The 24,955-nt window shown below is 55.6% G+C and carries 23 protein-coding genes; 16 read left to right on the top strand and 7 right to left on the bottom strand.

The window, feature by feature from the left end; translation table 11 throughout:
- Window positions 1-14: 14 nt before the first annotated feature.
- Entirely contained in the window at window positions 15-1,412 is a 1,398-nt protein-coding gene (locus GSF01_RS04910) for a protoporphyrinogen oxidase (RefSeq protein WP_159881913.1), read from the bottom strand.
- 279 nt (window positions 1,413-1,691) lie between these two features.
- Here GSF01_RS04910 and GSF01_RS04905 point away from each other — a divergent pair, with 279 nt between their 5' ends.
- The 7 genes from GSF01_RS04905 (at window position 1,692) to GSF01_RS04875 (ending at window position 10,467) form a co-directional block, all read left to right on the top strand.
- The gene (locus GSF01_RS04905; protein WP_159881912.1) at window positions 1,692-4,028 is read left to right on the top strand and encodes a helix-turn-helix domain-containing protein; all 2,337 of its coding nucleotides are present in this window, start codon (window positions 1,692-1,694) and stop codon (window positions 4,026-4,028) included.
- Between the two features lie 284 nt (window positions 4,029-4,312).
- Complete coding sequence (locus tag GSF01_RS04900) at window positions 4,313-5,248, top strand: ABC transporter permease (RefSeq protein WP_235941306.1); 936 nt, start codon at window positions 4,313-4,315, stop codon at window positions 5,246-5,248.
- A gap of 28 nt (window positions 5,249-5,276) precedes the next feature.
- The gene (locus GSF01_RS04895; RefSeq protein WP_159881911.1) at window positions 5,277-6,149 is read left to right on the top strand and encodes a carbohydrate ABC transporter permease; all 873 of its coding nucleotides are present in this window, start codon (window positions 5,277-5,279) and stop codon (window positions 6,147-6,149) included.
- A gap of 39 nt (window positions 6,150-6,188) precedes the next feature.
- Window positions 6,189-7,724 carry an extracellular solute-binding protein gene (locus tag GSF01_RS04890; protein WP_159881910.1) on the top strand — a complete coding sequence of 512 codons (1,536 nt, stop codon included), beginning with the start codon at window positions 6,189-6,191 and terminating at the stop codon, window positions 7,722-7,724.
- A 204-nt stretch (window positions 7,725-7,928) separates the two neighbouring features.
- Window positions 7,929-8,918 carry an aldo/keto reductase gene (locus GSF01_RS04885; RefSeq protein WP_159881909.1) on the top strand — a complete coding sequence of 330 codons (990 nt, stop codon included), beginning with the start codon at window positions 7,929-7,931 and terminating at the stop codon, window positions 8,916-8,918.
- A 252-nt stretch (window positions 8,919-9,170) separates the two neighbouring features.
- Window positions 9,171-9,497 (top strand): PadR family transcriptional regulator, encoded by a 327-nt coding sequence (locus GSF01_RS04880; protein ID WP_159881908.1) that lies wholly within the window; start codon window positions 9,171-9,173, stop codon window positions 9,495-9,497.
- A 4-nt stretch (window positions 9,498-9,501) separates the two neighbouring features.
- Complete coding sequence (locus GSF01_RS04875) at window positions 9,502-10,467, top strand: permease prefix domain 1-containing protein (protein WP_159881907.1); 966 nt, start codon at window positions 9,502-9,504, stop codon at window positions 10,465-10,467.
- 133 nt (window positions 10,468-10,600) lie between these two features.
- On the opposite strand, the gene GSF01_RS04870 is transcribed toward GSF01_RS04875, so the two are convergent.
- From GSF01_RS04870 to GSF01_RS04860, 3 genes are read right to left on the bottom strand one after another with little or no spacing between them, the layout of a single operon-like run.
- On the bottom strand, window positions 10,601-11,368 hold the full coding sequence (locus tag GSF01_RS04870) for an exodeoxyribonuclease III (protein WP_159882056.1): 768 nt from the start codon (window positions 11,366-11,368) through the stop codon (window positions 10,601-10,603).
- A gap of 40 nt (window positions 11,369-11,408) precedes the next feature.
- Window positions 11,409-11,609, bottom strand: a complete 201-nt coding sequence (locus GSF01_RS04865; protein WP_159881906.1) for a DUF6199 family natural product biosynthesis protein — start codon at window positions 11,607-11,609, stop codon at window positions 11,409-11,411.
- A 30-nt stretch (window positions 11,610-11,639) separates the two neighbouring features.
- On the bottom strand, window positions 11,640-12,419 hold the full coding sequence (locus GSF01_RS04860) for a 3'-5' exonuclease (RefSeq protein WP_159881905.1): 780 nt from the start codon (window positions 12,417-12,419) through the stop codon (window positions 11,640-11,642).
- Between the two features lie 182 nt (window positions 12,420-12,601).
- Between GSF01_RS04860 and GSF01_RS04855 the strand changes: the two genes are divergently transcribed.
- The 4 genes from GSF01_RS04855 to GSF01_RS04840 all read left to right on the top strand — a co-directional run bounded on the left by GSF01_RS04855 (window position 12,602) and on the right by GSF01_RS04840 (window position 17,648).
- Complete coding sequence (locus tag GSF01_RS04855; RefSeq protein ID WP_159881904.1) at window positions 12,602-15,655, top strand: hybrid sensor histidine kinase/response regulator; 3,054 nt, start codon at window positions 12,602-12,604, stop codon at window positions 15,653-15,655.
- A complete protein-coding gene (locus GSF01_RS04850; protein WP_159881903.1) occupies window positions 15,633-16,760 on the top strand; it encodes a response regulator in 1,128 nt (375 codons plus the stop codon). Before GSF01_RS04855 ends, GSF01_RS04850 begins: the two co-directional genes overlap by 23 nt.
- A 179-nt stretch (window positions 16,761-16,939) precedes the next feature.
- Entirely contained in the window at window positions 16,940-17,362 is a 423-nt protein-coding gene (locus GSF01_RS04845) for a DUF6157 family protein (protein ID WP_159881902.1), read from the top strand.
- Window positions 17,363-17,441: 79 nt separating this feature from the next.
- Window positions 17,442-17,648: a hypothetical protein gene (locus GSF01_RS04840; protein WP_159881901.1), complete on the top strand. Its 207-nt coding sequence runs from the start codon at window positions 17,442-17,444 to the stop codon at window positions 17,646-17,648.
- 265 nt (window positions 17,649-17,913) lie between these two features.
- Here GSF01_RS04840 and GSF01_RS04835 read toward each other — a convergent pair whose 3' ends face one another.
- The gene (locus tag GSF01_RS04835) at window positions 17,914-18,132 is read right to left on the bottom strand and encodes a DUF1540 domain-containing protein (protein WP_159881900.1); all 219 of its coding nucleotides are present in this window, start codon (window positions 18,130-18,132) and stop codon (window positions 17,914-17,916) included.
- 240 nt (window positions 18,133-18,372) lie between these two features.
- On the opposite strand from GSF01_RS04835, the gene GSF01_RS04830 reads away from it, so the two are divergent.
- The 5 genes from GSF01_RS04830 (at window position 18,373) to GSF01_RS04810 (ending at window position 23,319) form a co-directional block, all read left to right on the top strand.
- Window positions 18,373-18,960, top strand: a complete 588-nt coding sequence (locus GSF01_RS04830) for a glycerol-3-phosphate acyltransferase (protein WP_159881899.1) — start codon at window positions 18,373-18,375, stop codon at window positions 18,958-18,960.
- Window positions 18,961-18,966: 6 nt separating this feature from the next.
- Window positions 18,967-20,562, top strand: coding sequence for a GNAT family N-acetyltransferase (locus tag GSF01_RS04825; protein ID WP_159881898.1), 1,596 nt, complete (start codon window positions 18,967-18,969; stop codon window positions 20,560-20,562).
- 79 nt (window positions 20,563-20,641) lie between these two features.
- On the top strand, window positions 20,642-21,487 hold the full coding sequence (locus GSF01_RS04820; RefSeq protein ID WP_159881897.1) for a hypothetical protein: 846 nt from the start codon (window positions 20,642-20,644) through the stop codon (window positions 21,485-21,487).
- Window positions 21,477-22,094 carry a hypothetical protein gene (locus tag GSF01_RS04815; protein ID WP_159881896.1) on the top strand — a complete coding sequence of 206 codons (618 nt, stop codon included), beginning with the start codon at window positions 21,477-21,479 and terminating at the stop codon, window positions 22,092-22,094. Before GSF01_RS04820 ends, GSF01_RS04815 begins: the two co-directional genes overlap by 11 nt.
- A 169-nt stretch (window positions 22,095-22,263) precedes the next feature.
- The gene (locus GSF01_RS04810; protein ID WP_159881895.1) at window positions 22,264-23,319 is read left to right on the top strand and encodes a sensor histidine kinase; all 1,056 of its coding nucleotides are present in this window, start codon (window positions 22,264-22,266) and stop codon (window positions 23,317-23,319) included.
- Window positions 23,320-23,411: 92 nt separating this feature from the next.
- Here GSF01_RS04810 and GSF01_RS04805 read toward each other — a convergent pair whose 3' ends face one another.
- Window positions 23,412-24,125, bottom strand: a complete 714-nt coding sequence (locus tag GSF01_RS04805; protein ID WP_159881894.1) for a response regulator transcription factor — start codon at window positions 24,123-24,125, stop codon at window positions 23,412-23,414.
- 61 nt (window positions 24,126-24,186) lie between these two features.
- Window positions 24,187-24,903 carry a response regulator transcription factor gene (locus tag GSF01_RS04800; protein ID WP_159881893.1) on the bottom strand — a complete coding sequence of 239 codons (717 nt, stop codon included), beginning with the start codon at window positions 24,901-24,903 and terminating at the stop codon, window positions 24,187-24,189.
- Window positions 24,904-24,955: the final 52 nt, after the last annotated feature.

The raw sequence follows: 24,955 nt of genomic DNA, 5'->3' as shown, positions 1-24,955 counted from the left end.
TTCCATCGATCTCTTTAGTCAGCCGCGGTTAATTGTTCAAATGCCCAGTTGGCTGATTTCTCCCCATTCGCTACACAGTCCGGTATGCCGACGCCATAGTACGAGCAGCCTGCGAGAATGACGCCCGGGAAGCTTTGCTCAAGCTTACGCTCCAGAGACTGCACGATCTCGTGATGCTTAATATGATAGTTGGGCATCGTTTCATGCCATTTCGTCACATCGTAGGTGACGGGCGTGGCAGAGAGTCCAAGGCTAAAGGCAATATCGTCCAAAGCGACCTTGAGCAATCCCTCTTCGCTGAGCTTCAGCAGATCCGGGTAGTTTGGATTCGAGCTTTTATAGAAGAGACGCACCAGCAAATTACGCTGCTTGGAAGTATGCTCCCATTTTCTGCTCGTCCATGTACAGGCGTCGCACTTCAGCTCGCGGTTATCTGCGGATATGAAGCCTGTCCCGTTCTCGGGCAGCAGGTGGTCCGGCACATCAAAGCCTAGGTATACGCTGATTAGCGAGCTATTTTTCAACTGCTTGAAGTCCTTATCCAGCTCATCATCCTGTAATATCGCTTGAGCAGCTGAGTGCAGGGTACTGAGCACGATCAGGTCGACATCTATCGCTTCCTGAGTGGATAGAGTGATGCGGTATCGATCATTCGTTTTTTCGAGCCGTTCAGCCTTTACGCCCTTCAGGAACGTTACATTGGGCAGCTTCTCCTCCATTTTGTCTATCAATGCCGAAACGCCGTTTGTAAAGGAAAGGAACTTCTTGCTGCCATTGCTCTGGAATAGCTTTTTATTCTCGGACAAGCCTTGTATGATGCTGCCGTATTCATTCTTGTAGTCTAATAAATATGGCAGCGTCGAAGCAATCGTCAGCTCGCTCAGCTTACCGGAATACACCCCGGATAGGACAGGCGATATTTGCCTTTCGACCAGCTCCTTGCCGAGGAAGTTTTCCAGAAAAGCGCCGACCGAGTCATTTTTCGTAAAGCTTTCATTTTTCGTATAGAAATCCTTCAAGGCTTCGACCTTGCCCTCTGCGGAGATCAGGTCGCTTTTGGCTAATGACTCCAGACTTAGCGGAATGCCAAACACGGTATCCTCTGGAATTGACATCAGCTTGCCATCTATATAAATAAAGGATTTGCCCGTTGCATTGTAGACAACCTCCTCCTGCAAGCCCAATTCCTCGATAAGTGGAGCGACATTTTGCTTCCGGGTGACGATCGAGTCAGCTCCTGTCTCCATCATAAAATCATGATCGTGACGGGTATTGATTTTGCCTCCCAGTGTATCATTAGCTTCAATAAGAATAACTTTTACATCGCGTTTGCTGGACTGCAGCCTTTTGTTCAGAAAATATACAGTAGACATTCCTGTGATCCCGCCGCCGATCACCGCAACAGTTTTCATCCTCCATACACCTCAACTCGCTCTGATTCATTCATTTAAAGTATAGCATAAGGGTTTTCAAAAAAAGTGCTAACAGCCGCGTTGGATGTATTTTGCGATCTCAAATTTGAACAAAATCGAAACATGGGCATGCCATGCGCCACGACCCGGAAGAGGCGATTCACCCCATTTTCGCATAAAAATGCAGCCATTCACGCCATGTTTCGAGAGAAGTGGTTCCCTGGGGCGATTTCCCAATGTATACTAGAAATACATTCCTCGAGGAGTTGCTTGCATAAGATGCCTACACGATTGAAAACAAGCTATATGCCCCGGTATATGAAGCTGCTGCTGGCCTTCAGTTTGTTGATCGGAGCGATTCCGGTGCTGGCTTTGGGCGGTTACTCTTACTATATCGCGGCCGGAGATGTGGAGCAGAAGACGAAGGACAGCACGATGCAGTTTCTGGTGCAGACGCAGCTGCATCTGGAGCAGATTAAGAAGACAACCGAGCAGGGGGCTATTCAATTCGCCGTATCGCCGCTCGTCACCTCGGCCTTGAACGGTCCGCTTAACGTGGCCGAGCATGTGCAGGTGCGAGATTTGTACTCCGGGCTTTACAGTATGCAAGCGCTATCAGGAATCGACGAAGGCTACTTGATCAATCAGCCTTACGATTGGGCGCTGAATTTCACTTCCCTGGGCAAGCGGAGCGAGCTTCCTGCCGAAGTGCAGGATAAGCTGTCCTCCTATGCCAAGCATCCGAGTAATTTGTTTTGGGACACCGGCTATGCAGCCGACTCCGCGGCGTTCGAACAGCAAGGGGACCGCCGTGATGTCGTTCGTCTCGTATTGAAGCTGCCGATCCTTCCCTTTACGGAGCAGCCGAAGGGCTTTCTCTTGCTAGAGCTGAACAAGCCCAAGCTGCGCGATATTTTGCTGGACAATGTGAATGAGCAGCCCGGCCATGTCTACGTGCTGGACCGCGAAGGAGTGGACTTCCTGGCTTCCAGCGACGAAGAAGCTGCTCCGTACCTGAAGATGAATCAGAGGATCGTGGAACAAGTCCGCGAAACGGGCGATACCGTAGGCACGCTGCATGGCAGAGCTGACGGCCAGGATATGCTGTTCTCTTACCGGCAGTCGCCCTATAACGGCTGGATCTATGTATCGGCCGTCTCGCTGCGGGAGATTACCCGGCAGACCGGGAAGATCGCCATCGGTACGCTTGTAGCCTGCAGCGTCGTTCTTGCCGTCGTCGGCTTGCTTGCCTGGGGCGCCAGCCGCCGGATGTATTCGCCGATCCGGCGCTTGGCGGATATGACGAAGGCTGTATCCACTGGGGACCCGGGGGGGCGGGACGAATTCACCTCGCTTGAACGGCGATTTCACGTTCTTTTCAGCGACGGGCAGCAGCTGAGGCAGCAGATGCAGGATCAATTTACGCAGCTGCAGGAATTTATGATGCTGAAGCTGTTTGCCGGCCAGCTGCCGGAGCATGACTTCGCCTACCGGAGCCGCATGTACGGGTTCCCCGAAGGCTGGAAGCGGCTAGTCGTGCTGACGCTGCAGATCGACACGCTGCAGGATACCCGCTACCGCGAGCATGACCGGGAGCTGCTGCTCTTCGCGATCCATAACATGGCCGGCGAACTGATCCCCGCCCATCAGCGGTTCAGTCCCGTCCTGCTCCATCAATCCCAGGTCACGCTGATCGCAAGCCAGATCGAGGACGAGGCGGAGCTTAAAACGTATATGTACAGCATAGCCGAGCTGATCAAAGCCAAGGTGCAGGAGTTTTTGCAGGTGACCGTCAGCCTAGGCATCAGCCGTTCCTTCGCGGATGTATCGTCGGCCGTACATGCTTATCACGAAAGTCTGGAAGCGCTCAAAGCTCGGATTTACCTGGGCAGCGGCATGATCCTGCATGTGGAGGATGTGCAGGCAGGGACCGGGCAAGTAGCGGCCGCAGCCTATGCGCAGATCAAGTGGACCGAGGATCAGCTGCTCCAATCGCTGAAGCTCGGGGACGCGGAGAAGGCGGAACAATGGCTTGATCAGTATATGACCGCATTGAAGGAAAGCCAAAGAAGTCCGAACGATTCTAACGTGCTTATGCTCCAATTGGTCTCGCGCATGTACCAGATCGTACAGGAGCAGGGCGGGAGCGTGCGAGCGGTGCTCGGCGACCAGGCGGCTTACTCCCGCTTGATGCAGCTGAACACGCTCGATGACATCGCGGATTGGCTCAAGCGCAGTCTGATCGGCCCGATCAGCCTGTACCTGAGCAGGCAGGCCGAATCCCGGTATGTCGGGCTGGCGCAGACGATCATCGGGGTGATCCGGCAGCGCTACGATCAAGAGGTCACGCTGGAGGGGATAGCGGCCGAGCTTAATTTCCACCCGGTTTACCTGGGGCGCGTATTTAAGAAGGAAACCGGCATGACCTTCAGTGAATACTTGGCCGATTACCGGATGTCTTTGGCCAAGGAGTGGCTGCAGACGACGAATTTGAAGATATCGGATATTTCGGAGAAGCTGAACTACTCCAATACGACGGCCTTTATCCGAATTTTTCGCAAGGTCGTCGGGATGACCCCCGGACAGTATCGCGAGCTTCATCAGCATAATCCGTAAAGTAAGTTGGAACTGCCGCCTTCTTCAGGCTGAGAGCCGCTGCTCTCTTTCTGTAGGAGGCTTTTTTTGAAGCTAAGCTAAGTTGTCTGGGGGTAGCTTCAGGTTGGCTGCGGTTCATAACCGGCGCGCTGCAAAGGCGCAGGAATAAGAGCGGGGGGCGCAGGATAAACAGGTTGGCTCCGGTGTATAGCATGTTATCGGCACGCGATGGATAATGAGGGGGAGCAAGACTGACAAAGCAGAGAAAGGAGGCGGACGTATTGAATTCGCAAGTCCATGATGAGGTGCCGGCCCGGCAACAGAGACTGTCGTACAGGCTTCCCTGGCTCAAAGATCTGATGAAGGACCGCTGGCTTTATCTGATGGCGGTACCGGGGTTGTTGTACTTCCTGGTATTTAAGTACGTTCCGATGTACGGTCTGATCATGGCCTTCCAGGATTTCAAGCCGCATCTTGGCTACCTGAACAGTCCTTGGGTAGGACTCAAGCATTTCGAACGTTTCTTCGGAGAGGATCAGTTCTGGATGCTGTTCCGCAATACGCTGCTGTTGGCCGTCTATAATCTGATCTTTTTCTTCCCTCTGCCGATTATATTGGCACTGATGTTGAATGAGGTGAGACGGGAACGCTTCAAGCGATTCGTCCAGACGCTGGTCTATATTCCTCACTTCGTGTCCTGGGTCGTCGTCGTCGGAATTTTTTACATCCTGTTCACGACAGAGGGCGGAGCCATCAATGAACTGCTGTATGCGACGTTCGGGGTAAAAATCCCGTTCCTGCTGGAGCCGGACTGGTTCCGCACGATGATCGTCGGGCAGTCCATCTGGAAGGAAGTCGGCTGGGGTACGATCATCTTCCTGGCGGCGCTGGCGGGGGTTGACCTGCAGCTCTATGAGGCAGCCCGGATGGATGGAGCGGGGCGCTGGAGGCAGCTGTGGCATATTACTTTGCCTGCGATTCGCGGTACGATCGTCATCTTATTAATCCTTCGGCTTGGCAACTTCCTGGACTCCGGCTTCGAGCAGATCTTCCTGATGCTCACGCCGACGAACCGCGAGGTCGGGGAGGTATTCGATACGTACGTGTATGTCAAAGGGCTGACGCAGGGGCAGTTCAGCTATAGCGCGGCGGTCGGTCTGTTCAAGTCCGTCGTCGGACTGATCCTGGTGCTGGGGGCCAACTGGATGGCCAAGCGCTTCGGCGAAGAAGGCGTATACTAGCCCTCCGGGGCAGGAAGGAGCATCATCCATGAAGCAGGACCAAACCTTGGGAAACCGTCTTTTTGACCTCGTCAACTATGGGCTGCTCGGTCTGATCGGGCTGCTTTGTATCCTGCCGTTCGTCTATGTGCTCGCCGTTTCTTTCACGGCACCGCATATCGTGGCTCAAGGCGGCTTTATTCTGTATCCTAAGGAAATTTCTCTGGCTGCGTACCAATATATTTTCTCGACCGACACTCTGCTCCGCAGCTTGGGCGTCTCCATCTACATCACGGTGCTGGGAACCTTGATCAATCTGGTGTTCACCTCGCTGCTGGCATACCCGCTCTCCCGTCCGCATCTGAAGGGACGACGGCTGATGCTGCTGGCCGTACTGTTCACGATGCTGTTCAACGGCGGATTGATTCCGACTTATTATGTAGTCAGGTCACTCAATATGATCGATACGCTCTGGTCCCTGATGGTGCCGGTGGCGATCAGCGCCTTCAACCTGATTATCTTGAAGAATTTTTTCCAGCAGATGCCCGAAGGCATCGAGGATTCGGCCAAAATCGACGGCTGCAACGACCTTTCCATTCTGGCGAGAATCATCATCCCGCTGTCTTTGCCCGCCATTGCCACTTTTGGTCTTTTCTATGCGGTGGATCACTGGAACAAATTTTTCAGCGCGGTGATGTACATCAATAACAGTGACAAGTGGCCCGTACAGGTGCTGCTGCGGGAAATCGTTATCAATGCGAGCAGCCGGGTCGGCGATACGAATATTGAGGAGATGAATATTCAACCGCTGACGATCAAAATGGCCGTTATCGTTTTCGCCACGCTGCCGATCATGGCTGTGTATCCGTTTTTGCAAAAGCATTTCGCCAAGGGCGTCATGCTAGGTTCGGTAAAAGGGTAGCAGGATTCAATCCATAATCATATCGGGGGGAATATTCTCATGAAACGGAACAAGACAAAGGCATGGGTAAGCACGGCACTAGTCGGAACGATGCTGGCGGCGGCCGCGTGCAGCAATGCGCCGGAGCAGGCTCCGGCCGGGACGAGTGCCCCAGCCGCACAGCCGGAGAATCAGGGGCCGCTTCAGCTTAGCATCGCAATCTCGCAGGTCGGCGACATCCCGGCCAAGGGAAATGCCGTGGAGCAGGCGATCGAAAAGTACACCAATACGAAGCTTGATATTCAATGGATCCCTTCCTCTGCTTACAATGACAAGATCAACGTCATGCTTGCCTCCAATGAAATGCCGAAGCTGCTGCGGGTGACGCAAGGGCCTACGGTTGTGAATGCGATCGAGTCGCAGCTGTTCTGGGAGATCGGCCCGTATCTGAAGGAATTTAAGAACCTGAGCGCGCAAAATCAGCAGTTCTACGAGAATATTGCGGTCGAAGGGAAAATATACGGTTTGCCGCTGTACCGCAACATGGGACGCGGAGCGAACGTTTTCCGCAAGGACTGGATGGATAAGCTTCAGCTGGCTTACCCGAAAACGCTTGATGAATGGTACAACGTGTTGAAAGCGCTCACTTTGAATGATCCGGACGGCAACGGCAAAAACGATACGTACGGAATGATCCTGCACAAGACCTACAACCAAGGGACAGCTTCGATCCTGACCCGGTTCGGAGTCATGAACGGCGGCGTCAACAAGTGGGGTGTGGACAAGGATGGCAACTTTACGCCGGAGTTCGTCACACCGGAGTTCATGGATGTACTCAAAATGTTCAGACGCCTGTATGCGGAAAATCTGCTGAATCAGGACTTCGCGGTACTGGATGCAACAGAGGCGGAGAAGTGGTTTGATACGAACCGCGTCGGGATGCGCTTCGGCGTAGCGACGAACGGCAAGAGCCAGCAGGACCGGCTGAGCAAGACGAACCCGTCGGCAGTCGTCGACGTGGCCAGCTTCGAGGGGCCTCAGGGTATACGGATCGCATCGGAGAACGGCAATAACGGCTTCTTCGTTATTCCGAAGTCTTCCGTCAAGACGGAGGCTGAGCTGAAGCGGGTCATTGGCTTCCTCGACAAGCTGATGGACCCTGAGATGTCCACTCTGCTCCTGCGTGGCATCGAGGGCACGCACTTTGCCAATACGTCCGACGGACGCACGGAATTCGTGGGTGACGGCTTCAATATTTTCCAACGCGAAGTCAAGCCTTACCGGGATAACCTGACGGTGCTGGAAGGCTATAATGTGAAATCGCTGAAGGATGTGCCGATCGGCGAGAAAGGGACGAAGATGGAGTCCGACGGCATCAAGTACATCGTGTCCAACCCGGCCTTGACTCTGAAGTCCGCCACCTTCTCCGAGCGCGGGCAAGAGCTGGATCAGCTGATCATGGATGCGCAGACCAAGTTCATCATGAACAAGATTGACGAAGCCGGGTATCAGGAGGAAGTGAATAAGTGGAAGAAGACGGGTGGAGACAAGATCATAGCGGAGTACAAGGAGTCTTACTTGAAATCGAAAAAATAGCATAAGTGAGCGGCGTGTCCCACAGGGTGCTGTTGCTTGGTTATTAAAAGAATGATAATATCCATTTAACTGCTAGGAATAAGAGGAATTTATTGACTTTACGTCAACGGATGGACAACCGGGAGACGCAGCATAGATGCTATGCGTCTTCCGGTTTCTTTTTGACCGGCGATGAAATCATTCGGGGAAGCGAGGTACGAAGACATGCAGTATAGAAGGCTGGGAAGGACGGGGCTAAAGGTGTCTCAGATTAGTCTGGGCACGATGGCTTTCGGGCGCTGGATCGACGAATCGTCTTCCGCCAAGCTGGTTGACCTTGCGCTGGAGGCCGGCATTAACCTCATCGATACGGCTGATGTGTACGGCAGCGGTATGGATAACGGGAACCTGGCGCAAACGGGCGAATCCGAAGCCATTCTCGGCAGAGTGCTGAAGGGAAGGCGGAACGACATCGTTCTCGCTACGAAGTTTCACGCTCGGGTCGGACCGGGGGTGAATGATGCGGGTCAGAGCAGGTACCACCTGTACCGTGCGCTGGAAAACAGCTTGCGACGACTTCAGACCGATCATATCGATCTGTATCAGGTACACCGGTTTGATCCGGGTACCCCTCTGGAGGAGACGCTTCGCGCGCTTGACGATCTGGTAAAGCAGGGAAAAATCCGCTATATCGGCTGCTCGAATTATGCGGCCTGGCAGCTTGCCAAGGCTCACGGCATCAGCGCGCTTCACGGCTTGCAGCGCTTCGAAAGCGTGCAGCCGGAATACAGCCTGATCGCACGCTCCATCGAGCAGGAGCTTATCCCGTTCGCCGAGTCGGAGCAGGTAGGGATCATCGCGTACAGCCCGCTTGGCCGGGGCATCCTCACAGGGAAATACCGTCAGGGGGAGGCCCCTCCTCAAGACTCCAGGCTGGCGGCCGGCGAGAAACGGCTGGAGACGCTGCTGGAAGCGAATCCCGCTTCCTATGCGTTCGTGGAAGCTATCCGCCCGCTTGCCGAGCGACGCGGCTGGACGCTCGGCCAATACGCGCTGGCCTGGGTGCTGAGCCATCCAGCTATCACCTCGGCGATCCTAGGAGCATCGAAGCCTGGGCATATCGAGGACGGCGTGAAGTATGCAGACCAGCGGCTGACCGCTGAGGAGCTTGTGGAAATCGATAAGGCGGCGCACGCCGTGGGCATACGTTATTGAAGGTTGAAGAACCCAGAATCACCGCAATGCGAATAGACTAGGCTCATATAAAGCCAAAATCTGCCGGTCCTTGTGACGCAACGGCAGAAGAGCGGCAGCCGCGCTGTGACCGGAAGGTCCGCCTGGCTGCCGTTTTTGTTTGTATCGATTCGCCTTTTTTGAGCAAAGTACTTTATCTGTCGGAGTAATTATGCTACAATGCATTTACTACGACAGATAAAGTACGACAGATGAAGTAAAGGAGGGCGTCCATTGATCAGCAGTGATGTGATACGGGGCTACAATGATACGATGATCCTCTATATGCTTCTGGATGGAGAATCATACGGCTATGAAATCTCCAAAAATATCAGGAAGCTGTCGGAGGAGAAGTACATTATGAAAGAAACCACCCTCTACTCCGCCTTCACCCGGCTTGAGAAGAATGGCTATATTTATTCGTTCTTCAAGGATGAGACCTTTGGGAAGAGACGCACCTACTATCGGATTACTCCGGAGGGGCTGGCCTATTATCGGGAGAAATGCGAGGAATGGCAAGTAACGCAAGAGGTCGTCAACAAATTCGTAAAGGAGCTGTGAGACTATGGATACGATCATTAGTTACTTGGACAATATGTTCGGAGCTTTGCCCAGAACAGGACAGGTGCTTAAGCTGAAGCAGGATCTGCTGGCCGGCATGGAAGAGAAGTATCACGAGTTGAAGAGCGAGGGCAAGTCGGAAAACGAAGCGATCGGCATCGTGATCTCAGAGTTTGGCAACATTGACGAATTAGTCAGCGAGCTGGGGATCGGGTCGAGCTCTACGGAAGAGATGCTTCCGCTGCTGACGGAAGAAGAGACGGATAGCTTCATCGCTGCCAAATCAAGATCGGGCCTGCTTGTCGGCATCGGCGTTGCTTTATGCCTTGCAGGAGTAGCCTTGCTCATTCTGCTTACGACGCTTGCGAAGGAGAATGTCCTGAATCTCCGTTATTCGGAAAATGGTGTCGTGATGTCCGGTCTGATCGGAATGCTCCTCCTCGTTGCCCCGGCCATTGGCTTGTTTATTTATAGCGGCAGGGAGTTGGAGAAGTACAGCTTTATCAAGGAAGGCTTTGCGCTGCCCGACTATTTGCAGGCGATTATTCGGCATAGGCAATCGGCCTTCAACGCGACCTATACGCTATCGCTCGTCACAGGGGTATGTCTATGCGTGCTTTCTCCGGTCGCAATCTTCGTAGCTTCGGTCTTCGGAGGCTATGCATCTTCGTACGGGGTCGTGGTGATGCTTGCAGTCATCGCCTGCGCGGTCTTCCTGTTCGTCTATTATGGAAGCGTCAAGGAGAGCTACAGTATACTGCTGAAAACCGGCGAGTTCTCCAAAGAGAAGAAGGAAGAGAATCGCGTGATGGGAGCGATAGGCGCTATTGTTTGGCCGCTGGCCGTGTGTATCTTCCTCATCAGCGGATTGGTTTATCAGCAATGGCACATCAATTGGATCATATTTCCGATCACCGGTATCTTGTTCGGGGTATGCGGCAGTGTTTACAACACTTTCAAAACGAAATAAAGTATGACTCCGCTCCCCATACACTAGGTCGGGGCGGAGCTCGGTTGCCGAACAGGCCCGAACCTCTTCATCCGAAGGTTCGGGCCTGTTCCTGCCTGCGTTCGACTAGATAGGTTTGCCGGCGGCGAGGCTCTTAGGCTGCGGGCAAACCCTTGAGCAGCAGCACAACCGGACAATGGTCGCTTCCGGTGACGTGGCAATCGATCTGCGCATCTTGGAGCGTGTCGCGAAGCCGGGAGGAGGCAAGGAAATAGTCGATCCGCCATCCTACGTTCCTTTCCCTAACCTTCGGCATATACGACCACCAGGTGTACACCTCTTCCCGGTCGGGATAGAAGTGCCGGAACGTATCGACGAATCCGGCGTCCAGCAGCTCGGTCATCTTGCCTCGCTCCTCAAGCGTAAAGCCCGAGTTATTGCGGTTGGACTTCGGGTTCTTGAGGTCGATCTCTTGATGGGCGACATTCAGATCGCCGCAGACGATGACGGGCTTGCGGCTGTCGAGCTCCAGCAGATAGCTGCGGAACCGGTCCTCCCACTCCAGCCGGTAATCCAGCCTGGACAGATCGCGGCGGGCATTGGGCGTATACACATTCACAAGGTAGAACGATTCGAATTCCAGAGTGATCACTCTGCCCTCGGGCTCGGCGTCCTCCTCCAGCCCGTACCGCACGGACAGCGGCTTGAGCTTGGTGAAGACGGCAGTCCCCGAATATCCTTTCTTCTCCGCATAATTCCAGTACTGGCTGTAGGCCTCGCTCTGCTCTAGCGCGATCTGTCCTTCCTGCAGCTTGGTTTCCTGGATGCAGAAGATGTCGGCGTCCATTTCTTCGAAATACGCGGCAAAGCCTTTGTTTACACACGCCCGTAGTCCATTCACGTTCCATGACACTAGCTTGATCATCGGTTATCTCCTCTTGGTCAGGCCGTTCTTATAGGTTTCATGCATATAGAAGAGCGCCTGCTCCCCCCAGTCCTGCCAGCAGACAGATGATGCCGCCGAAGCGGGTGGACCATAGGTAGAGATCGGATGGCTCCGTGGCATCCGCGGACTTCCAGCTTTCGGTCAGAGCCCATAGCGCCTGAGGACGGAGCAGCATCAGCAGTCCGAAGCCGGCGAGAAGCAGAAAGACGATGATCATCTTAGCGATACCTCCTATCGGGTTCGGAACTTATTCCGCTTTCTTCGGTGCAGCCGGCTTCGGCTTCGTCAGCAGCTCAGCTGCAAAATAGGCCTGCAGCTCGGCCACCTTCCTCGCATCGGTCAACGGCACCTTGCCGGTCAAGTAATGCTCGACCACCTTATCCCAGTCCGGCGCGACCTTCTGCGCGGCCATAGCCCGGATCGCATTTTTCACCAACCTGCGCTCCTTGGCATTGGAGAAGGAATCCTTATAGTACTGGGCCCGCTCCAAATCCAGCGATGGAAAGATCCGGCGGAATACCTCCGCCGTCATGCGGGCGTCGTCCAGAGCGCGGTGAGCGGAGCCCTCGGCTGCAATGTTCAGGTCGAGCAGAGCCGCTTCCACGCTCACGTCGTTTGTCACGTTTTTATAGCGCGTATATCCCTTCAGCAGGTCGAAATAAGGAGCGCCCATCCAATAAGCGTCATCCAGCTTATGCATGCGCGTATCCTGTACGATCCGCTTCATATCCTCGCCGCCCCAGGTAAACAGCAGATACGATTCGCTGCGGTCGAGCCAAGCGACGAAGTCGGTAATTACCGGGACGAAGCCGGCAGCCTGATCGATATCCTCCTGGGGAATGCCTGTTTTTTTCTTGATAAAGCTGTTCAGCTTGGCGAAATAAACCGGCTTGATCAACGCCGTGAACTCATCGATGGTCTCCAGGGACGGAGACAGCCGGACCGCTCCGATCTCGATGACCTCCATCGGCAGCTCGCTGGCGAATTTCCGCCCGTTAAATTCGATATCCAAAATAATGTAATCCAAAGTAGACGCCCTCCCGATCTGTAACCCTTCCCCTCTATTCTATCAAATAAGGACATACGTCTACAAATTTCGACGAAAAAAAGAGGCCATGGGGAGTGAGCGTTTCCACGGAACCTGTTACAATAAGAGAGACAATGTGTATTTTCTTACATATATGAACATGAGTATCGAAGGATGAGGGTATGACGAAGCCTTTCCCCATATTGATTGCGATGATCCTATTGTTTGTCACATCGACCAGCGTGCTGATTTTTCAGTGGCTTCATCCCTCTTTAAAAATGAATTATGCTGCCGGAGGCATCCTGGATGCCCGTGACTGGGACTACCAGAAGAACGGCGTGCTGCCTCTCCGCGGGCAATGGGAATTTTACCCGAACCAGCTGCTTACCCCTGCCGACTTCCGCAGCAATCCTGTTCTGCCCGCGACCGGAAAACTAATTAACGTGCCGGGCAGCTGGAAGGATGAAGTTTCGGCCGACGGGAAAGCGGGCTATGGCGCAGGCACTTATCGGCTCGTGGTTCAGGTGGAGCAACCGGGTATTTACAGCGTTCGGGCTAAGAAAACGAGGCTGTCCAGCCGGTGGTTTATAAACGGAACCGAGCTTGGCGGCAACGGGAAGCCTTCCCTGCTTCCGGAGGAGTTCATCCCTAGCAATTTCCCTTTCTTCGGGTCGGAGAAGGTGGAGGCGGGTCCGGTAGAAATCGTCATTCAAGTTGCAAGTCTGCGGTTTTTCAAGGGAGGGCTAATCCAGGCTCCCGAGTTCGGACCCCTGACGGATATGGCCAGGCACCGAGACAAGGCGCGACTGACCGATATGGTGCTGCTGACGACGATGGTAGTATTCGGACTTTACTTCGCGGGTATGTTCAGACAATGGAGCAAGGAACGGCATCTGATGTTCCTGAGTCTGTTTTGTTTGGCTGCGGGTGTTTTCTTCAGTATCGATAATGAAATATTGGCGGCCGCGCTTTTTCCGGAGCTGCCGTTCGTATGGCTGCAGAAAATACTGTTCATCACGGCCTTGCTGTCCTTTCTGTTTTTCAGCCTGTACATTTACCGGTATCTGGACGAGCTGGATCGTCCCTTTTTCCGGACCATGCGCTGGATCGCCTATGCTTACTGCCTAGTCATCCTGTTCGGCCCCAATGATTATCTCGGTTATACGCAGCCGTTCAATATTCTCTTGCAGGCCGCAACGTTTATTGATATTTTCGTCGTTCTCTTTCGGCTTCGCAACAGAGGCTTATATTTGCCGGTTTTTATGGCATTAAACGTATTTTTTATGATCCTGACCTGGATATCCGCCCAATACCGGTATGAGCTGGGGATGGACCATCCTTACTTCATGATTGTGACCCCGTTGTTATTGGTCTTTTCGCTGGCCTTCCTTTCCTCCAACCGGCTGCAGCGGGCCTTCGTGCGCAATGAACAGCTTTCCTTGCAGCTGATCGCTCATGACCGGCACAAGGATGAGTTTCTGGCCAAAACCTCTCACGAGCTGCGGACGCCGCTGCATGGGATTATTAATTTGTCGCAGACATTGCTTGACGACCGGGAAGCGGCGCTTAGCCCGCAGCATCGGGAAAATATCCGGCTGATGAATTTGGTCGGACGGCGGCTGGCCGGTCTTATCCACGATATTCTGGACATGTCGCAGATCAGGGCAGGCCGGCTTCGCATTCACCAGACGCCTGTAGACCTTGGGATGACGGTTCGCCTGGTGTTCGACATGCTGTCCATAGCTCCCCGCAACAAGCAGGTCGCTCTTCTGGACGAGCTTTCTCCGGAGCTGCCGCTCGTATTGGCGGATGAGAACCGGCTTCGCCAGATTGTATACAATTTGCTGGAAAATGGGATGAAATTTACAGACCGGGGCTCTGTTCGGATTTATGCGCGGAAGCATGGCGACGAACTGGCCATTACGGTAGCGGATACGGGGATCGGGATGGCCCCCGAGCAGCTGGCCCGGGTGTTCGATCCCTTCGAAACTTCCTCGGCCGACGTAGGCGACCGCTCGGGCATTGGGCTTGGGCTCAGCATCACCAAGCAACTGGTGGAGCTTCAAGGGGGACGATTGGAGGTTGTATCCCAGCAAGGGCAAGGGTCAGCCTTTACTTTTTTCCTTCCGATTGCCGAGCCTGGGGAGAGGGATTCGCCGGTTTCTTGGCGGAGCTCGGAGGAAGAGACGGAAGACTTCCCGGAATCGCTGGTCGCAGCGGCATCGGATGGAGTCACGGTGCTTATCGTGGATGATGAGCGTTCCAATCTGAAAATTGGCGCCGATGCGGTACTGTCCATGAACTACGCGTACAAGGCGGTCCAAAGCGGAGGCGAGGCCCTGGAGTATCTGGCCCAGTCGCCGCCGCCCGATCTTGTGCTGCTCGATCTGATGATGCCTGGTATCTCGGGCCTTGACGTATGCCGCGAAATCCGCAAGCTGCACAATCTGGCGGAGCTGCCGGTGTTAATGCTGACCGCTTCCGGTCAGCACGGCGATATCCTGGCCTCCTTCCAGGCCGGGGCCAACGATATTTTGCAGAAGCCCTTTGAGCTGGCGGAGCTCAAGGCCCGGGTCCGTTCCCTCGTGGCCGTGAAGAGGTCGTCGGAACAAGCGGTCCGCCGGGAGATGGATTTTTTGCAGGCCCAGATTACGCCCCACTTTCTTTATAACAGCATGAATGCCCTGGTGGGGCTCAGCTACAAAGATGTCGACAAGCTTAGGGAGACCATCGATCATCTGGCTACATACTTGCGGGCCAAGTTTACTTTTGTGTTCCAAGGGAATCTGGTTCCCTTCGAAAAGGAGCTGGAGCTGGTTAGGGCGTATCTGGCTATTGAGCAGCTTCGCTTCGGAAGCCGACTGGAGGTCCGCTATCGGCTGGAAACCGACTTGAACTTCAAGATACCGCCGCTGACGCTCCAGCCGCTGGTCGAAAACGCGGTGCGTCATGGCATCGGTCCGAAGCCGAGCGGCGGTACGGTGGAGATTCGGGTGTTTCGTGACAGGGGCGGAGCGGTGAACCTTGTAGTAGAGGATGATGGCGTGGGGATGGATGAAGAGACGCTGACACAACTGACCAGCCAGCAGCGTACAGGCATCGGCATCGGGAATGTCAACCGCCGGCTGCAGATGCTCTATGCGCAGAAGCTACATATACGGAGCCGCCCTGGTGAGGGGGCCCGGTTCCAGTTTAAATTGCCGGAGGGCCTTTATGATCAAAGCGATCTTGATTGACGACGAAGAAATTGCGCTGGATGTGCTTGAGATCCTGCTGGAGGAGATCGGCGGGGTGACTGTATTAGGAAGGTTTCTGCGTGCGGATGAGGCGCTGGAGCAGGTGGCGAGGCTCCAGCCCGACTTGATCTTCCTTGATATCGAGATGCCGGGCCTTCATGGTCTGGCCGCCGCCGAGCAGCTGCAGCAGCGCTGCAGCGAAGCCGATATCGTCTTCGTGACGGCTTACAAAGAATATGCCCTTCACGCCTTTGACTTGTACGCCCGGGGCTATCTGATGAAGCCTGTGTCGAAGGATCGGCTGGCGACCTTCATCAGCCGGTACCGGCCCTCCCGGATGGCCAGGGCTGTCCCTGCCCCGGAAACGGACCCCAAGCCCGATGGGGCCGAGTCGCCGGGCTGCGAGCCGCCGCTGAAGCTGAATGCTCTGGGAAGCTTGGAGCTTTACACGGCCAAGGGGGAGCTGCTCAGCTGGCGGACGAGGAAGACGAAGGAGCTGTTCGCCTATTTGTGGCATCATGACGGCATGCCGGTCTATCGCCATCATATTCTGGATGCGCTGTGGCCGGAGCTGTCCGCAGATCGGGCACAGGCCTTGTTCCATACGACCATGTATCATCTGCGCCATATGCTGAAGGCGGTTGGCTGTCACGAGATGGTCGTGTTTACCGATGAGCGGTACATGCTCCGTGTCGAGAGCATCGCCAGCGACGTCAAGCGGCTGGAGTCCAAGCTGCGCGATGCGGAGGAGGCCGAAGTCGAGGAGCTGCTCGCCCTGTACCGGGGGGATTACTTCGAGACCGAATATTATCGGTGGGCGGAGGGGCGGCGCGACGAGCTGCGTGCAGCCTATGTCCAGGCGCTGGAGCGGGCGCTCAACCATGCCCAGGGACCACGGCGCGAGGCTCTGCTCCGCAAGCTGATCGAGCTTGAGCCTTACGCGAATATGCACTACTACCGTCTGCTGCTTCATCTGGATGCGGCGGGCAACGGAGGCGCCGTATTAAAATTGATCGATCGTCTTCAGCAGCAGGTAAGTGAGGAACTGGGACCGGAGGTTACTCCCGCCATGCAGACGCTTATGCAGCGTTACCGCAAGCCTTAAACGGCTGTGGCAGTGGATGTGGCTATAAGTCGGGATAAGCGGGATCCGGCGGCTGAGACCGAAGTACGGGCAACCCGGGCTGGCCCGAGGGTACGCAGCCTCCCGTCAAAGGCGTAAGCCCGTCAGCGTGTTTAGCCGCCATGCTGACGTATATAATAAGGGAAAAAGGAGACTGGCGCATGAACTACTACGATACTTTCATAACCGTATCCCCGGATAGTAAAGCTACTGTAGGCCTGGTACCGCAAGAAAAGAAAAACGGGCCTTCGAAGCATGGGATTGAGTATGAGCTGCTCGCGGGCAGCCCTTATGCGTATACGCAGGAGGAGCTGCTCTTCGAGGTGCATATCCGTCACAAGGGCATCCCGCCGGAAGAGCTGGAGGCGCGAGGCGAGCAGCTTTGGAACGAGTTTTTCCAACGATCTCATGCCTGCTTGCGCGCTTCCATGCTGCCGAAGAAATATGGCTGGGGCATTCACTTCGACAAGGAGGGCAAAATCGCTTTATATGGAGTGGAGTCTCCCGAGTATAAGAAGCTCGCGGAGAATGACGGTGGCGGGCTGAAGATCCTGGCCGGGATGCGGAGCAGCCGGTCTACCTGACGCTCCAGGCCGTTAGCGCTATTCATCTGCGAACAAATGGGGTAATTCCTTTCTATAAACGAAAGGAGTGCCGATCTCTATGTCCGATTCCTTGAATCAACCCAAACCTCCGGAAGAGCTTCCGCCGCGTCCGGAGCCGGATGTCATTCCTCCATCCCCGCCGGAGATTAAGCCGGAGCAGCCGGGTCCCGAGATTCAGCCGTCTCCCCTTCCGGAGATCCAGCCGGATGTCATCCCTGAGATTCAGCCTGAGCTGCCGCAGGAGCTCCCTCCCCAGACGCCTTGAGGCGAACGGCAGAGCGGCACCTGACGCCCAAGCTGTTCTGCAATTAGGCGGCTCCAGCTTACCGTATAAGGTCTATCCCCGGCTTGTGCAAGCTGCTCGGGATAGGCCTTATTTGCCCAATTGTGCACAAACGATTAAACATAGGGAGCCTTACTAGGCGGTCGACTACATCCGCATGGCTTGGCTTGCTGCAAAGCCGCACTAAGAAACCTGGCCCGTCGTCGGCCAGGTTTCGCTTTTTTTACACAGAGATATGGGAGTGGCGTCAATGAGCTCGCTCGGAAAAGGTATGACAACAGGTATCGGTGACGTTGCTTGCGGAATCCCGATGCCGGGTATCATAGGATTGTCCGTGCTCGGCTTGGGGCTCGGGCTTGTTCGCATGCGCGTTCACTTCGATCATAATTACTTCCGCGTTGCAGTTATTGCCCTGCTCCCAGTATTCGCAGTTGGCAATGCTGCATTTTACCATTGGGTTTTCCATGTTCATCACCTCATGGTGTATTTACCCTCTAGGGCTTCGATATAAACCCTATTATAAACCGAGTCAGGGAAGAAACCCGAGGTTGGGGAAGACGCCCGGGGAACGGGTACTATATAAAGATAGTACTCCCTTCTTCCGGAGATTGTTTTTATACTGGAGCAACAGTGGGAAAAATAGGGGAGCGACGATATGCCGCAGCCGGACGATAGGAACGGCCGCTGCCGGAAGGAGAGGTAGAGGATGACGATATGGGCTGCCGGAGCGTTTATGCTGCTCAGCTACGGGCTGGGCGGACTGCTGGCGGGGTACTGGATCGCGATGCTGAAGGACGGACGCGATCTGCGGACAGTCGGCAGCGGGAATCCGGGCGCAAGGAACGCGGGAAGAATCTACGGCCGCTCGGCCTTCTTCTGGACCTTCATCGGCGATGCAGCCAAAGGGGCGCTGGTCGTGGGCTGCGCCAAGACGATGGATGCCGGCCCCGCCTTTACGCTCGCGGCCTTCCTGGCCGTCGTGCTGGGGCATCTGTTTCCTGCGTTTCTTTCGTTTCGCGGGGGGAAGGGGATGTCCGTATTTTGCGGGGGAGCGCTGCTGTTCGATGGAGCCATATGGCTCGCGATGATAGCGATCGCCGCCATCCTTCTTCTGGCGTTCCGCTCCTGGACGCCGGCAGGCTTGTGCGGGGTGGGGCTATTCCCCGTGTTGGTGCTGTATACGTATCAGGGTCAGGGACCGGCAGTTGTCGCTCTGGCAAGCGGGGTGGCTGCGGCGATTTTTTATGCCCATCGGGTCAATATCAAAGCGTTCTGGATGCAGCGAAGGAGTTGAGCGGCTATGGCTATCAGATACAGGACTGCCGAGACGCAGCGGGATATGGAACAAATTTTTCGATTGAACTACGAGACGTTCGTGGAGGAAATTCCGCAGCATGAGCCGAATGAAGCCCGCCTGCTTGTGGATCGGTTTCATGCCGAGAATACGTACATCCTTGCCGTCGACGGGGAACGGGTGGCAGGTATGCTGGCCGTCCGCGACCGCCGGCCGTTCTCGCTCGAAGAGAAGATAGACGGCTTCGAGGGGCTGCTGCCTTTCCGCCCGGAGCGGATGGTGGAAATCCGGCTGCTGGCCGTGGATAAGGCCTACCGGGGCAGCCGCCTCCTGTACGGGCTGATTCGCTATCTAGACCGTTATATGGAGTCGCGGGATTACGAGATGGCCGTCATCTCGGGGACAACCCGGGAGCTTAGACTATACGAGCATCTCGGCTTTATTCCGTTCGGCGGTTTGGTAGGCAGCGAACAGGCGCGGTACCAGCCGATGTACATGACTCCGTCCTCTTACGAGTCTTCCCGGGCTTATGGACTGATCCAGAAGGCGGTCAGCTTTATGGCCGGACCTGTGGAGATTATTCCGGAAGTCACGCGCGCGCTGCTGCGGCGCCCGATTCCCCATCGTTCGCAGGCATTCCTCCGGCTGCATGAGACGGTGCGCAGGAAGCTGGCGGCGTTAACCGGCGCGGGCTCCGTCGACATCCTGCTGGGCAGCGGCACTCTTGCCAACGACGCGATCGCGGGGGAGCTGCGCCGGACCGGAGGACGCGGACTTATACTGGCCAACGGGGAATTCGGCCAAAGGCTGCTGCGTCATGCGCAGCGCTGGGAGCTTGAGCACGATTCGCTTACGGCTGCTTACGGGGAGCCCTACGACTACGGGCAAGTGGAAGCTGCGGTAGAGAAGGGCGCCTACGCCTGGCTGTGGTTCGTCCACGGGGAAACCTCGACAGGAGTTCTCAACGATCTGGAACGCCTCAAAGCGATAGCCCGCAGGCATGGGCTCTCCCTGGCGGCGGATTGCGTCAGCAGCCTGGGTGCGGTACCCCTCGACCTGTCAGGCGTACGCTGGGCAAGCGGCGTCAGCGGCAAAGCGCTCGGCTCGTATACGGGGCTCAGCTTCATCCTGCGCGGTATGCAGGACACGCCCTTGGCTGACGCAGCGGCTACTCCGGGCATACCTCCCTATGTGGATGCATCGCTGTATCATCATGCGGAGGGCGTGCCCTTCTCGCAATCGTCCAACCTGCTGGCGGCGCTTCAAGCAGCGCTATCCGTATACGAGCATGGCGATCCGTTTGGCGTCCAGTCCGCCCGGTTAGACCGGATGCGTGACGCTGTGGAGGCGTTGGGGTTGCAGGTGCTCGCCTCGCGTGAACATCAAACGCCTTATATGCTGACGCTTGTCCTGCCGGAGCGGCTAGCCTCCAGAAGGCTCGGCGAGTATATGGGCGATCAAGGCTTTGAGCTGCAGTATGAGAGCGAATATCTCCTTGCACGCAACTGGGTACAAATGGCCTGTATGGGAGGGCTGAAGGACAGGGATCTGTCACGGATGCTGGAGCATCTGAGCCTCTATGTGCGCGAGAAGGAGATCTAGCCGGCAGTGAAACCTATCTCCTTCTCCACCGTTAGTAAGGATAGGAAAGCTGCGGAAATAAAGGGAGAGCAGGTGAGCCATGAAGAAGTATGCGCGATGGCTGCTGACGCTGTTGACGATCGCCGTCTGGGCGGGCAACTACGTGTATTATGAGCGGCATAAGCTGGAAGAGCCTGTGTTTCTGGAGCATTTTTATGAATTTACACCGTTCGCCGGGGACTCTATCGAGCTTTTTTATGTGACCCACCGGGACTTTCCGCAGAAGCTGTTCCTCGTTCAACCGTCCGAGGACGTAATGTGGCCGGTACAAGGCGTGTCTACTTACGGAGATTACGGACCCTACCGCATTCATCAGGCTACCGTACAGCTGGGTCAGTATGAGCAACCGCTGCCTGCCGAATCCTATCAAGCCTTTACGGAACTGACCATGCAGTTCTCCGAAGGAGGCAGTCTCACGGCCCCGGTCGGACGGATTGCGCTGCTTCCCCCGGCGGGAGAAGCGGGAGATCCCCTGCTGACGATGACGATGAGCAGAAGCAGCTCGGACGCAGAGGTGGAGAACGTCATGCAAGCCCGTGAAAATCTGCGCGTGAGCTCCGCTTCGCATAATTTGAAGACGCTGCTAGGGGATCGCCTGCACGTCTCGGTGCATAAGACGATGTATGAGGATCAGCAGGTTCCCTTCGACCTCAAGCAGGATGAAGCCTTAAGTGTAGAACAGCGCATTGATCCGGCAGGGCCGGCCCGTACCGGAAGCCGGATGGAGGCGATCCAGGGGGAACTGCGTCTGGAGCTGCAGCCGGCGGCCGATCCGGAGCGGACTTGGTCGTGGAGCAGCCAGATTCGGCGGTATCCTGAGCCCGACCGCAGGGGAATCGCTGATTTGCTTGAGCGCAGAGGGGGAGGAATGTCAGATGGCGGGTAGCTTCCGCATGATTTCCTGGGGGCTGCTGCTGGTAGCCCTCGATGTTCGGATCGGGTCCTTCGATGTGCTGCCGGATGTTGTCGGCTATCTGATGATCGCTTTCAGCCTGCATGGACTGAAGCTTGATGAAGAGCGGGAGGGTAGGGGAGATGCCGCCCATGAGCAGCGCTCCCGGAAGACCTCGCGCGGTTACGGCCTGGCAGGGACGCTCGCAGTCATACTCGGTCTGCTGGCGCTCGGAGAGCTGTTCACGGGTCCTTCCTCGTTGGACGGGAATGTCCCTCCGTCGCTGGGCGGGCTGATCGTTGGCGGCGTCGGCATGCTGCTAAGACTGTTCATGGTAGACGCCTCCTTGACGTCGCTTGAGCGTCAGCTCAGGGATCGGGCGCTGGCGGATCAGGCTGCCTCGGTGGCACAGAGGAGGGTTCTCTATCTAGGGGTTCAGTGGCTCATGCTGCTCGCGCTGCCGTTCCGTCTGAACCTCCGCGATTCGTGGGAGCTTCCCCTGCTGCTGCTCGTTGCGGCTATGCTCGTAGTCGATCTGCTGCTCTTTTTCATCTGGCGGAAAGCCGCGCATACGGTGGAGTCCGGGGGCAGGACGGCGTGATGCTTCGTTCATCGGTTGAGTCCGGAGCATGTCCATGCCTTCCGGATATCACCCGATTTTTTGTCGGGAGGATCAAGTACATGTCATCTGTCCGATGTCGGAAAAAAACGCTTTCTTTCAAGAGAGAGCTTGGTAAAATAGACTAACGTCGGCAGAAACGAGAGTCGGGGTGAATGTGTTGGCTCACAAGGAACGGGATTCGAATTACAGGCGGTTGTTTGCGGATGAGCTGCGGCTCGCCGAAGCGGCTAAAAGGACGGCGGCGGACCGGTCGTTGTCCCTGGAAGACTTATACCCGCTGCATCAGGAGCTTGCCGCTCAATATGAAAGGCTGCTCAAGACGACGATCCAGTTGTCCCGTATGAACGACCTACAAGGCAAGACCTTAAAGGAGCAGGAGGACGAAATTCAGTCTGCCCATGATCATCTCCGGCATCTGGAAAACCTGCGCAAGCAGCTGGTTGCCGATATTTCCCACGAACTCGGCACGCCTATGGTAACGGTGCAAGGCTATGTGAAGGCTCTGCTGGATGGAGTCATTCAGCCTGAAGAAAAGTACTTGAAGCTGATCTACGACCGGGTGCTCACCGTCAATCATTTGATCAAGGATCTGTTCGTGCTGTCCACGTACCAAGCGAACCGCAACCACTTTGATCATCAGCAGATCGATATTGATAGGTTTATCGCCTCCGTGGAAGAGAAGTACGCCCCGGAATGCGAGAGGGCCGGCATTGAGCTTCTGATGGAGGCTGCCCAGGATCGGGTCAGGACGGAAGGCGAAGTATTGATCATATGGGCGGACCGGGTGAGACTGAATCAGGTATTCGAGAATTTGATCCAGAATGCTTTGAAGTATACCGAGGCGGGCGGAGCGATCCGGCTGAGGAGCGAATTCCAGCCGAAGTACGAGGGCGCCCGCCTCGGGCATTGGTTCGTTAAGATATCCGATACGGGCCTTGGCATAGAAGACGATGACGTATCCCGTGTGTTCGACAGGTTTTTCCGAAGCAAGCAGGCCAAGGCCAACGGGATTCAAGGTACGGGCCTCGGCCTCGCTATAACGAAGGAGATTATCCAGAAGCACGGGGGAGAGATCGGCGTTACGAGCAAGGCTGGAGAAGGGACGACCTTCTTCTTCCTGATCCCCGCCGAACTGATCAACAGACGCAACGGGGAACCCCGCTCGTTGATCGTAGGAGGGCTGCATGATGACTCCGATGTTTGAAGCGCAGCGGTTGCTGCAGGATGACGCGGCGATCGGGACGGCGAGCTGCCCGCTTCCCGGGACTTGCTGAGATGGAGCCTCTCCGAGCTCCGTCAATTCTTGAACATATAGCCGGAGCCCCGGATATTCCTCAAATACACGGGATGGGTGGGGTCCGGTTCTATTTTTTTGCGAATGCTGCTGATGTGAACGAAGATCGTTCGCGTATCTCCCCCGCTGTCGCTTCCCCACACCTCCTTGTACAGCTGCTCCGGTGCGAACACCTGGTTCGGGTGGGTGGCCAGATAGACAAGCAGCTGCATCTCCTTTACGGTAAGCGCCGATTCGCTTGATCCGGTTTTTACGCGAAGATGAGGCGGATCGATCTCTAAACCCCCGATATGGATCACTTCGGAAGGGGAAGCCGTCTTCATTCGGGCTTCGGTCCGGCTTTGGGCAAGCGGAACACGCCGCAGATTGGCTTGGACTCTGGCGACGACGACGGCCGGGTCGAACGGCTTCTCGATATAATCGTCTCCCCCAAGCTCCAGCCCTCGGATGATATCCTCGGAGGAGGTATTGCAGCTGATGAACACAATCGGCATCTTCGAGACGCTGCGAATACGCCGGCACAGCTCATAGCCATCCATATCAGGCAGTACAATATCCAGCAGCGCAAGATCGGGCGACTCGCGCTCGAAGCGATCCAGCCCGTCGATCCCGTTTTCCGCCTCGATAACGGTGAAGCCTTGAGGCTCCAGATACAGCTTCAGCAGATCGCGTATGTCTTCCGTATCTTCGACAATCAATATTTTTTCCTTCGCCATGATCGGTCTCCTTAGGGGAAAATAACATAAACCCGGCCGATGGATAAGTGCAGGCACAGACTTATTTCGGATCGAACTTGTAGCCAACGCCGCGGATGTTATGAATGTAGGACGGCCGGGTCGGATGCGGCTCCAGCTTCTTGCGGAGATTGCTGAGGTGAACGATGACCGTTCGCGTATTGCCGTAGCTCTGCATACCCCAGACGGCGGCGTACAGCTCTTCCAGCGTAAAGACGGAGCCCGGATGCCTGGCCAGGTGGACGAGAAGCTGGAACTCCTTGGTGACGAGGGAGACGGGCGTACCGTTAAGCAGCACCTGGAAGCGTGCAGGGTCGATTTCGAGGCCCTTGAAGCGGATGATCTCTTCCTTCAAGGGTGTTTGCGCAGCAGAGGGCCGATCTCTTCGGAAAATGGCCGAGCGCCGCAGATTAGCCTGTATTCGAGCAACAAGCACCTCCACATCGAACGGCTTGGCAATAAAGTCGTCTGCCCCGAGCTCTAAACTCTGAATAATATCAGCAGAGCTTGATTGTCCGCTCAAGATGACAATAGGCACGTTCGAATAGCTTCGAATCTGCGTGCATACCCCCAGGACGTCTGCGAGCGGAGGGGCAATATTCAACAAGACAAGATCGGGCTCTATCAGGGCGAAACGCTCGAGCGCTTCGGTGGGATTTGCGGCTGCGTGCACCTCAAAGCCGTTGTGGGTCAGGTGGGCGATCAGCAGCTGGCGATCTTCGGCCTCCTCCTCGACGAGGAGGATTTTCCGGTGGTTCACTTCGGATGACTCCTTTCCTTTGCCTTGCAGGCCGATTTCGAGACCCTGAATC

It is taken from the genome of Paenibacillus puerhi (assembly GCF_009846885.1).
In the GTDB taxonomy this organism is placed as follows: domain Bacteria; phylum Bacillota; class Bacilli; order Paenibacillales; family NBRC-103111; genus Paenibacillus_G; species Paenibacillus_G puerhi.
This window is presented reverse-complemented; position numbering and strand designations above follow the sequence as displayed.

Excerpts from the sequence above, each read along its gene's own strand:
- GSF01_RS04910 (WP_159881913.1), bottom strand. The coding sequence starts at position 1,412 with ATGAAAACTGTTGCGGTGATCGGCGGCGGGATCACAGGAATGTCTACT.
- GSF01_RS04905 (WP_159881912.1), top strand. The coding sequence starts at position 1,692 with ATGCCTACACGATTGAAAACAAGCTATATGCCCCGGTATATGAAGCTG.
- GSF01_RS04895 (WP_159881911.1), top strand. The coding sequence starts at position 5,277 with ATGAAGCAGGACCAAACCTTGGGAAACCGTCTTTTTGACCTCGTCAAC.
- GSF01_RS04890 (WP_159881910.1), top strand. The coding sequence starts at position 6,189 with ATGAAACGGAACAAGACAAAGGCATGGGTAAGCACGGCACTAGTCGGA.
- GSF01_RS04885 (WP_159881909.1), top strand. The coding sequence starts at position 7,929 with ATGCAGTATAGAAGGCTGGGAAGGACGGGGCTAAAGGTGTCTCAGATT.
- GSF01_RS04875 (WP_159881907.1), top strand. The coding sequence starts at position 9,502 with ATGGATACGATCATTAGTTACTTGGACAATATGTTCGGAGCTTTGCCC.
- GSF01_RS04865 (WP_159881906.1), bottom strand. The coding sequence starts at position 11,609 with ATGATCATCGTCTTTCTGCTTCTCGCCGGCTTCGGACTGCTGATGCTG.
- GSF01_RS04855 (WP_159881904.1), top strand. The coding sequence starts at position 12,602 with ATGACGAAGCCTTTCCCCATATTGATTGCGATGATCCTATTGTTTGTC.
- GSF01_RS04850 (WP_159881903.1), top strand. The coding sequence starts at position 15,633 with ATGATCAAAGCGATCTTGATTGACGACGAAGAAATTGCGCTGGATGTG.
- GSF01_RS04845 (WP_159881902.1), top strand. The coding sequence starts at position 16,940 with ATGAACTACTACGATACTTTCATAACCGTATCCCCGGATAGTAAAGCT.
- GSF01_RS04840 (WP_159881901.1), top strand. The coding sequence starts at position 17,442 with ATGTCCGATTCCTTGAATCAACCCAAACCTCCGGAAGAGCTTCCGCCG.
- GSF01_RS04835 (WP_159881900.1), bottom strand. The coding sequence starts at position 18,132 with ATGGAAAACCCAATGGTAAAATGCAGCATTGCCAACTGCGAATACTGG.
- GSF01_RS04830 (WP_159881899.1), top strand. The coding sequence starts at position 18,373 with ATGACGATATGGGCTGCCGGAGCGTTTATGCTGCTCAGCTACGGGCTG.
- GSF01_RS04825 (WP_159881898.1), top strand. The coding sequence starts at position 18,967 with ATGGCTATCAGATACAGGACTGCCGAGACGCAGCGGGATATGGAACAA.
- GSF01_RS04820 (WP_159881897.1), top strand. The coding sequence starts at position 20,642 with ATGAAGAAGTATGCGCGATGGCTGCTGACGCTGTTGACGATCGCCGTC.
- GSF01_RS04815 (WP_159881896.1), top strand. The coding sequence starts at position 21,477 with ATGGCGGGTAGCTTCCGCATGATTTCCTGGGGGCTGCTGCTGGTAGCC.
- GSF01_RS04805 (WP_159881894.1), bottom strand. The coding sequence starts at position 24,125 with ATGGCGAAGGAAAAAATATTGATTGTCGAAGATACGGAAGACATACGC.